This is a genomic window from Bacillus sp. FSL K6-0993 (genome assembly GCF_037977205.1).
GTDB classification, from domain to species: Bacteria; Bacillota; Bacilli; order Bacillales; family Bacillaceae; genus Bacillus; species Bacillus subtilis.
Genome location: NZ_CP150275.1, coordinates 21,934 through 32,500 on the forward strand (window position 1 = coordinate 21,934; position 10,567 = coordinate 32,500).

Sequence of the window (10,567 nt, forward strand, 5' to 3'; positions counted from 1 at the left end):
ACACAAGCATATATTGGAGATTGTTTTGTCCGTTGCATTCGGTGCGGCGGATTTTTTATTTTAAAGAAAAAGTGAATCTCGACTGAGATTCACTTTTTTTGATTATCATGAATAACTGAAGCAATTTGATCTACAATATTTTCAATCGAGTTTTCATCGTTCAGCAGATCATAATCTTCAATGCGAAGTTTTAAAACAGGGCAGGCATTAAAACCGCTTATCCAGTTCTCGTAGCGTGTATGCATTTCTTCCCAATAAGACCTGCTTGTCTGAAGCTCCATCTCACGGCCGCGTTGTTCAATCCGGTTTAAAATGTTCTCCAGATCTCCTTCTAAATAGATCAACACATCTGGGTGTGGGAAATACGGTGTCATTACCATTGCTTCGAAAAGGCTTGTGTAAGTCTTATAATCAACCTTTGACATTGTCCCTTTGTCAGCATGCATTTTTGCGAAAATTCCTGTATCTTCATAAATCGAACGATCCTGTACAAAACCTCCGCCGGCTTCAAAAATTGTTTTCTGTTCTTTGAAGCGTTCAGCTAAGAAATAAATTTGAAGGTGAAAGCTCCAACGTTCAAAATCATGATAGAACTTTTCCAAGTATGGATTATGATCGACTTCCTCCAAAGATGTTTTAAATCCAAGCCGTTTAGCTAAAGTTTTTGTTAAAGTCGATTTTCCGACACCTACTGTTCCTGCTACTGTAATAATTGAATTCTTAGGGATATGATGTTCCTTCATACGATAAGCTCCTTTACATGGGCGGCAATGCGTTCAAAGTCGCTCTTATTCAAAACGAAATCCTTTGAATCACCATCTACGGTTAACACTGTAAGTTCAGGGTCTGCTTCCTGCAGCTGCTTGATGGCGACTTCATAATCTGAAATCAGCTGCTCCAAATAGCTAGTTTCAATTTTTTTCTCAAAGGGGCGCCCGCGTTTTTCAATGCGGTGTAGCAATGTAGGCAGACTGGCCTTTATGTAAATGATGAAATTCGGCTTTGGCAGATCATCCGTTAGCAGGTGATATATCTTTTTGTATTTTTCCAGCTGATGTGGAGACAAGGTGCGTTCCGCAAAAATCACATTTTTATAAATATGATAATCAGCTATTACAGGCTGTCCCTTTTTTAAAAAGTGATCACTGGTGTCTTCAAGCTGTTTGTATCTGTGACAAAGAAAAAACATCTCGAGCTGGAAGCTCCATTCCTCTATATTGTCATAAAACTTATCAAGGTACGGGTTATCCTCTACAATCTCATTGATCATAGGGAATCCGAATTCTTGTGAGAGCATCGTTGCGAGAGTTGTTTTTCCTGCCCCGATAGGACCTTCTATTGCAATAAAAGGGGCTGTATTCATCGGAATCCTCCTTATATCTGAAAAACGTGCGTCAGTTACCGACCTTCATATTGTATCACAACCCTTGGGTGCCCCCATGAAAAAAAGACGTTTCCAAATTATCGAAACGTCTTTTTGACAACATTAAATTGATCAGACAGCAGCAGCCAGTTTTGCGGAAAGGAAAGACCCAGCTTCCAATAGCTGATGCCTCTTAAATTCAGCTCTTTAATCAGATTGAATTTTGCTTGAATCGAGCGGGCATCCTCGAACCATACCTCGTGTCTTCTGTTTTCTGCATCAGTATAGCGGAAGAAAGGGGCCTGAGCGGTTTGGTCATACTGAATTTCTGCATTGTTTTGATCGGCAATGACAATGGCTTGTTGAGGGCTTATTGCTCTTGCCGGAGTTCCGCCAGCTGTGTATGGCAGTGTCCAGTCATACCCATATAAATTCTGGCCCATGACAATTTTATTCGCAGGCATTTCAGTCAAAGCATATTCTATGACATCCCGAACAGGCCCGATTGGAGAAACAGCTTGAGCCGGCCCGCCGCTATAGCCCCATTCATATGTCATGAGAACAACAAAGTCGACGATTTGGCCATGGGCTCTGTAATCATGGGCTTCGTACCATCTGCCCTGCTGTGTTGCGCTTGTTTTTGGGGCAAGCGCCGTAGAAATTTCTAAGCCTTCTCGATGGAAAAGATCCCTTGCTTCGCGGAGAAATTGGTTATAGGCTTCTCTATCCTCAGGCCGCAAATATTCAAAGTCAAAATGAATATCATAGAAACCATATCTTTTTGCATTCTCGACTATTTCATTTAAAAGTCTTCTTTTTACAGTATCGTCGTTCAAAAGGATCCGGCCGAGTTCATCGCTGAATGCCTGGTTTTCTAGGTTCGTTATAATCATCATCAATGCCGTGTTTTGATTCTCTGTAATGCTCCTTAAATTCGTTAAAGGCGGTGCGACTAAGGTTCCGTTACGCTGTGCCTGGAAGCTGAATGCGCCAAGGTACGTTAAGTAGGGTGACGCTTCTCTGGCCGCCTGCTGGAGATTTTCGCTGACTTGATTTCCTCGGGGCTCCAAATAAGCATTTGATTCGATGTCTCGTTTAGGAGCTGGTGGGATGTATAAACGGAAACCAATCTGAAGCACGGTATTTAACTGGATGCGGTTAACCCTTGCGAGCTCGGCTGCTGTTGTATTGAACTGCCGGGCGATGGATGTCAGGGTATCACCTCGCTTCACATCATAGAACTGGCCAGCTATTGGAATGACAATGGTTTGTCCGACAACAAGGCTGTCGGGATTCGGTATTTCATTCGTTTCAGTGATCTCATTTGCGGTTGTTCTGTATTGTGAAGCGATAGCAGAAAGAGTGTCGCCTTGTTTTACAACATAAATTTGAATGAAAAACGCCTCCTTTCATATCGCTATCAATGTATGAAAGAAAAGCGCTGATCATGTTTACTTTTCTGTAATTTGTTCTTCCGTCGTAATTTCTGCGAAAAGAACATTCTCCATCATGGTTAAGGCGAATTCGTTATCTTCGTCACTGTTTGACGCGATACAGTCCTTAGGAATCGTGATGCTGTATTCCCTCATATAAGCGTCATTAGCAGTAAACAGCACACATATATTGCCGGCTATACCTGTTAAGATAATATGTCTCACCTGCAACTCAGTAAGAAGGGTGTGAAGTGCAGTTTCGTAGAAAGCGGAATGTTTTGGTTTGATTAAAAAATAATCAGCATCTTCCGGAGCTATCTTTGTGATGATATCCTTGCTTCTTTCATTTGTGCATTCTTGCTGAATGTTTTTAATGTCAGCTTGCCAAAGTCCATAATGATCATTGATGTAAATAATCGGCCATTCATTTTGTCTCGCGTGCTCCTTTAATGATAAAATATGAGGAACGATTTTTTCTGTTTTTTTAGCGAGGGTTTCTCCCATATCGAATTCAAAATTATTGATCATGTCTACAATGAGAAGGGCTGTATCTGCTTTGGACAATCGACAGTCTCCTTTCCGTTTCAGTTATAGTTAATATGTAGCCTTTTTAGGCAATGAAAAAACTTTGAAAAGAGAGCTTATCCTTATGACACAAGATGAACTTTATATGAAAGAAGCAATTAAAGAAGCGAAAAAGGCTGAAGAGAAAGGTGAAGTGCCGATAGGTGCGGTGCTTGTCGTTAATGATGAAATTATAGCGCGTGCACATAATTTAAGAGAGACTGAACAGCGATCTATTGCCCATGCAGAAATGCTTGTAATTGATGAAGCGTGTAAGGCACTGGGAACATGGCGGCTGGAGGGTGCGACTCTTTATGTGACGCTTGAGCCTTGTCCAATGTGTGCTGGTGCAGTCGTACTTTCTCGAGTGGAAAAAGTGGTTTTTGGCGCATTTGATCCGAAAGGCGGCTGTTCAGGCACGCTAATGAACCTTCTTCAGGAGGATCGCTTTAATCATCAGGCTGAAGTGGTGAGCGGTGTGCTTGAGGAAGAATGCGGCGGAATGCTCAGTGCGTTTTTCAGAGAACTAAGAAAAAAGAAGAAAGCCGCCAGGAAAAACTTGTCTGAATAGTACGGTTGCAATTTTTAGGGGAAACAGATATACTTAAGTGTGCATCGTAATAGATGCAACATAAAATTTGATATTTATTTTGCCGTGCTAAGCGGGGAGGTAGCGGTGCCCTGTACCTGCAATCCGCTCTAGCAGGGCCGAATCCCTTCTCGAGGTTCGTTTACTTTAAGGCCTGCCTTAAGTAAGTGGTGTTGACGTTTGGGTCCTGCGCAATGGGAATTCATGAACCATGTCAGGTCCGGAAGGAAGCAGCATTAAGTGAAACCTCTCATGTGCCGCAGGGTTGCCTGGGCCGAGCTAACTGCTTAAGTAACGCTTAGGGTAGCGAATCGACAGAAGGTGCACGGTAAATCAATCATCAAATTTTCAGACTCACCTAACATTAGGTGAGTTTTTTGTTATGTAAAAAGAGCTTTTGGAATCGAAACAAGGTTCATGTATAATGGGAATGATGAATAACGGAGGAGGGCAAACCCGTGAGTTACCAAGCTTTATATCGAGTATTCAGGCCTCAGCGCTTTGAAGATGTGGTCGGACAAGAACACATTACAAAAACGCTGCAAAATGCCCTTTTGCAAAAAAAGTTTTCTCACGCCTATCTGTTTTCCGGGCCAAGAGGAACCGGAAAAACCAGTGCAGCCAAAATATTTGCTAAGGCTGTCAACTGTGAACATGCTCCTGTTGATGAGCCATGCAACGAATGTGCGGCCTGTAAAGGGATAACAAACGGGTCAATATCCGATGTCATAGAAATTGACGCCGCTTCTAATAACGGTGTTGATGAGATTCGTGACATTCGCGATAAAGTGAAGTTTGCCCCATCGGCCGTCACATATAAGGTATATATCATAGATGAGGTGCATATGCTTTCTATCGGCGCTTTTAATGCATTACTAAAAACATTAGAAGAGCCGCCTGAGCATTGTATTTTCATATTAGCAACAACTGAACCGCACAAAATTCCTTTAACCATTATCTCTAGATGTCAGCGTTTTGACTTTAAACGAATTACCTCCCAAGCGATTGTAGGCCGCATGAATAAAATTGTTGATGCTGAACAGCTGCAAGTGGAGGAAGGATCGCTGGATATCATCGCGAGTGCTGCAGACGGAGGGATGAGGGATGCCCTGAGCCTTCTTGATCAGGCCATATCATTCAGCGGCGATATCCTGAAAGTCGAAGATGCGCTTTTAATTACGGGTGCTGTTTCTCAATTATATATCGGGAAGCTTGCACAATCCCTGCATGATAAAAACGTTTCTGACGCACTGGAAACATTAAATGAATTGCTTCAGCAAGGAAAAGATCCAGCTAAGCTGATAGAAGATATGATTTTCTATTTCAGGGACATGCTGCTGTACAAGACAGCCCCTGGCTTAGAGGGAGTGCTTGAGAAAGTAAAAGTCGATGAAACGTTCCGGGAACTAAGTGAACAAATTCCGGCTCAGGCCCTATATGAAATGATTGATATTCTGAACAAGAGCCATCAGGAAATGAAATGGACAAATCATCCGCGTATCTTTTTCGAAGTGGCCGTTGTGAAGATTTGCCAAACCTCACATCAATCTGCTGCTGATCTCCCGGAAGTGGATATGCTGATGAAAAAAATCCAGCAGCTCGAACAGGAAGTAGAGCGGCTCAAAACAACGGGCATAAAAGCAGCTGCGGAAAGCCCGAAAAAAGAAGCGCCGCGTGTGCCAAAGGGCGGGAAATCCAATTACAAAGCGCCAGTAGGCAGAATTCATGAGATTTTGAAGGAAGCCACAAGACCGGATCTTGATCTGCTCAGAAACAGTTGGGGCAAGCTTCTTGCTCATCTCAAACAGCAAAACAAAGTATCACATGCCGCTTTGCTGAATGACAGTGAACCTGTGGCTGCCGGATCGGCGGCATTTGTTCTGAAATTCAAATATGAAATTCATTGTAAAATGGTCGCTGAGGATAACAACGGAGTCCGGACTAATCTTGAGCAGATTTTAGAATCGATGCTCGGAAAAAGAATGGATTTGATTGGCGTTCCAGAAGCACAATGGGGTAAAATAAGAGAAGAATTTTTAGAAGATCATCAGCAGGAAAATGAAGGATCAAATGAACCGGCTGAAGAAGACCCGCTTATTGCCGAAGCGAAAAAGCTTGTTGGAGCGGATCTAATTGAAATAAAAGACTAACAAAATGAAAGAGAGTGAATGCTATGCGTGGCGGAATGGGTAATATGCAAAAAATGATGAAACAAATGCAAAAAATGCAAAAGGACATGGCGAAGGCTCAAGAAGAGCTTGCAGAAAAGGTTGTTGAAGGAACTGCAGGCGGCGGTATGGTAACAGTAAAAGCAAACGGCCAAAAAGAAATCCTGGATGTTATCATCAAAGAAGAAGTCGTTGATCCTGAAGATATTGATATGCTTCAAGATTTAGTGCTTGCTGCAACGAATGAAGCTTTGAAAAAAGTTGACGAAATCACAAACGAAACAATGGGTCAATTTACAAAGGGAATGAACATGCCAGGTTTATTCTAGGGGGATAAAAGAACATGCAATATCCTGAACCAATATCAAAGCTGATTGACAGCTTTATGAAATTGCCAGGGATCGGACCGAAAACAGCGGTTCGTCTGGCTTTTTTTGTTCTAGGTATGAAAGAAGATGTAGTATTAGATTTTGCGAAAGCATTAGTAAATGCGAAACGCAACCTGACATATTGTTCAGTTTGCGGGCATATTACAGATCAGGACCCTTGCTATATATGTGAAGATACGCGCAGGGATAAGTCTGTTATCTGTGTTGTGCAAGACCCTAAGGATGTTATCGCTATGGAGAAAATGAAGGAATACAACGGACAGTATCACGTTCTTCACGGCGCTATTTCTCCAATGGACGGCATCGGACCGGAGGATATTAAAATACCAGAATTGTTAAAACGATTACAGGATGATCAAGTGACAGAAGTGATTCTCGCGACAAACCCTAATATAGAAGGGGAAGCAACGGCGATGTATATATCTAGGCTCCTCAAGCCGTCTGGTATTAAGCTCTCCCGTATTGCCCACGGACTGCCCGTCGGCGGTGACTTGGAATATGCTGACGAGGTCACTCTTTCTAAAGCACTTGAAGGAAGACGTGAATTGTAAGGAGGAAAAAGCGATCCATGGGTTTTCTTCGCAAGAAAACATTAAGAAGAGAGTTTGATGAAAAACTAACCGAGCAGCTTTTTAAGCAAAAGGAAGAGTGGAACAGGCAAAAAAAGCTGGTTGAAAAAAGCTTAGAACCGTCTGCTGAAGTGTTATACGAACTGAAAGTAGCTGAAGCGAAGTATTTTTTTTACTTAAGGGAAGCGAAGCAGCGAAATTTAAAAATCAGCCGGTGGAAGTAAGTGGTCTAAACTCCTGGATCTTCTCATAAGCTTGTACTAGAACAAGCGAAGGAGATGAGAAGATTCATGGAGCCTATTTTTATTATTGGGATTATTTTAGGACTGGTTATTCTTCTTTTTTTATCAGGTTCAGCTGCAAAGCCTTTAAAGTGGATGGGCATCACAGCTGTTAAATTTGTGGCAGGTGCTTTGCTGCTGGTTTGTGTAAATATGTTTGGCGGCAGTCTTGGCATTCATGTGCCGATTAATCTGGTTACAACAGCTATCAGCGGAATTTTAGGGGTACCCGGAATAGCTGCGTTAGTCGTTATTAAGCAATTTATCATTTAATTGATATTATGTATTGACTTAGACAATTGAAGGTGTTATTCTAATATACGTCGCTGATGACGAACAGCTTTTTCGAAAAGAAAATGTTAAAAAGTTGTTGACAGTAGCGGCGGTAAATGTTATGATAATAAAGTCGCTTAAACGAGCGGTAAACAAAGTTCTTTGAAAACTAAACAAGACAAAACGTACCTGTTAATTCATTTTTATAAATCGCACAGCGATGTGCGTAGTCAGTCAAACTACTTTATCGGAGAGTTTGATCCTGGCTCAGGACGAACGCTGGCGGCGTGCCTAATACATGCAAGTCGAGCGGACAGATGGGAGCTTGCTCCCTGATGTTAGCGGCGGACGGGTGAGTAACACGTGGGTAACCTGCCTGTAAGACTGGGATAACTCCGGGAAACCGGGGCTAATACCGGATGGTTGTTTGAACCGCATGGTTCAAACATAAAAGGTGGCTTCGGCTACCACTTACAGATGGACCCGCGGCGCATTAGCTAGTTGGTGAGGTAATGGCTCACCAAGGCAACGATGCGTAGCCGACCTGAGAGGGTGATCGGCCACACTGGGACTGAGACACGGCCCAGACTCCTACGGGAGGCAGCAGTAGGGAATCTTCCGCAATGGACGAAAGTCTGACGGAGCAACGCCGCGTGAGTGATGAAGGTTTTCGGATCGTAAAGCTCTGTTGTTAGGGAAGAACAAGTACCGTTCGAATAGGGCGGTACCTTGACGGTACCTAACCAGAAAGCCACGGCTAACTACGTGCCAGCAGCCGCGGTAATACGTAGGTGGCAAGCGTTGTCCGGAATTATTGGGCGTAAAGGGCTCGCAGGCGGTTTCTTAAGTCTGATGTGAAAGCCCCCGGCTCAACCGGGGAGGGTCATTGGAAACTGGGGAACTTGAGTGCAGAAGAGGAGAGTGGAATTCCACGTGTAGCGGTGAAATGCGTAGAGATGTGGAGGAACACCAGTGGCGAAGGCGACTCTCTGGTCTGTAACTGACGCTGAGGAGCGAAAGCGTGGGGAGCGAACAGGATTAGATACCCTGGTAGTCCACGCCGTAAACGATGAGTGCTAAGTGTTAGGGGGTTTCCGCCCCTTAGTGCTGCAGCTAACGCATTAAGCACTCCGCCTGGGGAGTACGGTCGCAAGACTGAAACTCAAAGGAATTGACGGGGGCCCGCACAAGCGGTGGAGCATGTGGTTTAATTCGAAGCAACGCGAAGAACCTTACCAGGTCTTGACATCCTCTGACAATCCTAGAGATAGGACGTCCCCTTCGGGGGCAGAGTGACAGGTGGTGCATGGTTGTCGTCAGCTCGTGTCGTGAGATGTTGGGTTAAGTCCCGCAACGAGCGCAACCCTTGATCTTAGTTGCCAGCATTCAGTTGGGCACTCTAAGGTGACTGCCGGTGACAAACCGGAGGAAGGTGGGGATGACGTCAAATCATCATGCCCCTTATGACCTGGGCTACACACGTGCTACAATGGACAGAACAAAGGGCAGCGAAACCGCGAGGTTAAGCCAATCCCACAAATCTGTTCTCAGTTCGGATCGCAGTCTGCAACTCGACTGCGTGAAGCTGGAATCGCTAGTAATCGCGGATCAGCATGCCGCGGTGAATACGTTCCCGGGCCTTGTACACACCGCCCGTCACACCACGAGAGTTTGTAACACCCGAAGTCGGTGAGGTAACCTTTTAGGAGCCAGCCGCCGAAGGTGGGACAGATGATTGGGGTGAAGTCGTAACAAGGTAGCCGTATCGGAAGGTGCGGCTGGATCACCTCCTTTCTAAGGATATTATACGGAATATAAGACCTTGGGTCTTATAAACAGAACGTTCCCTGTCTTGTTTAGTTTTGAAGGAACTTTGTTCCTTAAATAAGTTAAGATGGGCCTGTAGCTCAGCTGGTTAGAGCGCACGCCTGATAAGCGTGAGGTCGGTGGTTCGAGTCCACTCAGGCCCACCATCTTATATAACGGGGCCTTAGCTCAGCTGGGAGAGCGCCTGCTTTGCACGCAGGAGGTCAGCGGTTCGATCCCGCTAGGCTCCACCAACGTGTTCTTTGAAAACTAGATAACAGTAGACATCACATTCAATTAGTAATACAAGATATCACATAGTGATTCTTTTTAACGGTTAAGTTAGAAAGGGCGCACGGTGGATGCCTTGGCACTAGGAGCCGATGAAGGACGGGACGAACACCGATATGCTTCGGGGAGCTGTAAGCAAGCTTTGATCCGGAGATTTCCGAATGGGGAAACCCACCACTCGTAATGGAGTGGTATCCATATCTGAATTCATAGGATATGAGAAGGCAGACCCGGGGAACTGAAACATCTAAGTACCCGGAGGAAGAGAAAGCAAATGCGATTCCCTGAGTAGCGGCGAGCGAAACGGGATCAGCCCAAACCAAGAGGCTTGCCTCTTGGGGTTGTAGGACACTCTGTACGGAGTTACAAAAGAACGAGGTAGATGAAGAGGTCTGGAAAGGCCCGCCATAGGAGGTAACAGCCCTGTAGTCAAAACTTCGTTCTCTCCTGAGTGGATCCTGAGTACGGCGGAACACGTGAAATTCCGTCGGAATCCGGGAGGACCATCTCCCAAGGCTAAATACTCCCTAGTGACCGATAGTGAACCAGTACCGTGAGGGAAAGGTGAAAAGCACCCCGGAAGGGGAGTGAAAGAGATCCTGAAACCGTGTGCCTACAAGTAGTCAGAGCCCGTTAACGGGTGATGGCGTGCCTTTTGTAGAATGAACCGGCGAGTTACGATCCCGTGCAAGGTTAAGCAGAAGATGCGGAGCCGCAGCGAAAGCGAGTCTGAATAGGGCGCATGAGTACGTGGTCGTAGACCCGAAACCAGGTGATCTACCCATGTCCAGGGTGAAGTTCAGGTAACACTGAATGGAGGCCCGAACCCACGCACGTTGAA

10 protein-coding genes, 2 tRNA genes, 2 rRNA genes and 1 other RNA gene (1 of these 15 cut by a window edge) are annotated in these 10,567 nt (G+C 44.8%); 11 read left to right on the plus strand and 4 right to left on the minus strand.

What is annotated here, in order from left to right; all coding sequences use genetic code 11:
- Window positions 1–89: 89 nt before the first annotated feature.
- The 4 genes from dck to MHH79_RS00115 all read right to left on the minus strand — a co-directional run bounded on the left by dck (window position 90) and on the right by MHH79_RS00115 (window position 3,360).
- Complete coding sequence (gene dck, locus MHH79_RS00100) at window positions 90–743, minus strand: deoxyadenosine/deoxycytidine kinase (protein WP_003226792.1); 654 nt, start codon at window positions 741–743, stop codon at window positions 90–92.
- Window positions 740–1,363 (minus strand): deoxyguanosine kinase, encoded by a 624-nt coding sequence (dgk, locus tag MHH79_RS00105; protein WP_003226790.1) that lies wholly within the window; start codon window positions 1,361–1,363, stop codon window positions 740–742. The genes dck and dgk overlap by 4 nt, the downstream gene beginning before the upstream one ends.
- A gap of 98 nt (window positions 1,364–1,461) precedes the next feature.
- Window positions 1,462–2,751 carry a glycoside hydrolase family 18 protein gene (locus tag MHH79_RS00110; RefSeq protein ID WP_080467407.1) on the minus strand — a complete coding sequence of 430 codons (1,290 nt, stop codon included), beginning with the start codon at window positions 2,749–2,751 and terminating at the stop codon, window positions 1,462–1,464.
- Window positions 2,752–2,814: 63 nt separating this feature from the next.
- Entirely contained in the window at window positions 2,815–3,360 is a 546-nt protein-coding gene (locus MHH79_RS00115) for an isochorismatase family cysteine hydrolase (RefSeq protein ID WP_003226786.1), read from the minus strand.
- An 85-nt stretch (window positions 3,361–3,445) separates the two neighbouring features.
- Between MHH79_RS00115 and tadA the strand changes: the two genes are divergently transcribed.
- The 11 genes from tadA to MHH79_RS00170 all read left to right on the plus strand — a co-directional run.
- Entirely contained in the window at window positions 3,446–3,931 is a 486-nt protein-coding gene (gene tadA / locus MHH79_RS00120) for a tRNA adenosine(34) deaminase TadA (RefSeq protein ID WP_015482684.1), read from the plus strand.
- Between the two features lie 82 nt (window positions 3,932–4,013).
- Window positions 4,014–4,278: signal recognition particle sRNA large type (ffs, locus tag MHH79_RS00125), an RNA gene on the plus strand.
- 129 nt (window positions 4,279–4,407) lie between these two features.
- The gene (gene dnaX, locus MHH79_RS00130; RefSeq protein WP_029317164.1) at window positions 4,408–6,099 is read left to right on the plus strand and encodes a DNA polymerase III subunit gamma/tau; all 1,692 of its coding nucleotides are present in this window, start codon (window positions 4,408–4,410) and stop codon (window positions 6,097–6,099) included.
- Between the two features lie 23 nt (window positions 6,100–6,122).
- Complete coding sequence (locus tag MHH79_RS00135) at window positions 6,123–6,446, plus strand: YbaB/EbfC family nucleoid-associated protein (RefSeq protein WP_003225427.1); 324 nt, start codon at window positions 6,123–6,125, stop codon at window positions 6,444–6,446.
- A gap of 14 nt (window positions 6,447–6,460) precedes the next feature.
- Window positions 6,461–7,057, plus strand: a complete 597-nt coding sequence (recR, locus tag MHH79_RS00140) for a recombination protein RecR (RefSeq protein WP_003225425.1) — start codon at window positions 6,461–6,463, stop codon at window positions 7,055–7,057.
- A 17-nt stretch (window positions 7,058–7,074) separates the two neighbouring features.
- On the plus strand, window positions 7,075–7,299 hold the full coding sequence (locus MHH79_RS00145) for a YaaL family protein (RefSeq protein ID WP_003242387.1): 225 nt from the start codon (window positions 7,075–7,077) through the stop codon (window positions 7,297–7,299).
- Window positions 7,300–7,365: 66 nt separating this feature from the next.
- Entirely contained in the window at window positions 7,366–7,629 is a 264-nt protein-coding gene (gene bofA / locus MHH79_RS00150; protein ID WP_015382553.1) for a sigma-K factor-processing regulator BofA, read from the plus strand.
- Between the two features lie 244 nt (window positions 7,630–7,873).
- A 16S ribosomal RNA gene (locus tag MHH79_RS00155) occupies window positions 7,874–9,423 on the plus strand.
- Window positions 9,424–9,525: 102 nt separating this feature from the next.
- Window positions 9,526–9,602 (plus strand) — tRNA-Ile (locus tag MHH79_RS00160).
- An 11-nt stretch (window positions 9,603–9,613) separates the two neighbouring features.
- A tRNA-Ala gene (locus MHH79_RS00165) sits at window positions 9,614–9,689 on the plus strand.
- Between the two features lie 81 nt (window positions 9,690–9,770).
- Window positions 9,771–10,567, plus strand: a 23S ribosomal RNA gene (locus tag MHH79_RS00170); it runs 2,131 nt beyond the window's last position.
- The 16S and 23S rRNA genes sit together here with 2 tRNA genes alongside, the layout of an rRNA operon.

Excerpts from the sequence above, each read along its gene's own strand:
- dck (WP_003226792.1), bottom strand. The coding sequence starts at position 743 with ATGAAGGAACATCATATCCCTAAGAATTCAATTATTACAGTAGCAGGA.
- dgk (WP_003226790.1), bottom strand. The coding sequence starts at position 1,363 with ATGAATACAGCCCCTTTTATTGCAATAGAAGGTCCTATCGGGGCAGGA.
- tadA (WP_015482684.1), top strand. The coding sequence starts at position 3,446 with ATGACACAAGATGAACTTTATATGAAAGAAGCAATTAAAGAAGCGAAA.
- MHH79_RS00135 (WP_003225427.1), top strand. The coding sequence starts at position 6,123 with ATGCGTGGCGGAATGGGTAATATGCAAAAAATGATGAAACAAATGCAA.
- recR (WP_003225425.1), top strand. The coding sequence starts at position 6,461 with ATGCAATATCCTGAACCAATATCAAAGCTGATTGACAGCTTTATGAAA.
- MHH79_RS00145 (WP_003242387.1), top strand. The coding sequence starts at position 7,075 with ATGGGTTTTCTTCGCAAGAAAACATTAAGAAGAGAGTTTGATGAAAAA.
- bofA (WP_015382553.1), top strand. The coding sequence starts at position 7,366 with ATGGAGCCTATTTTTATTATTGGGATTATTTTAGGACTGGTTATTCTT.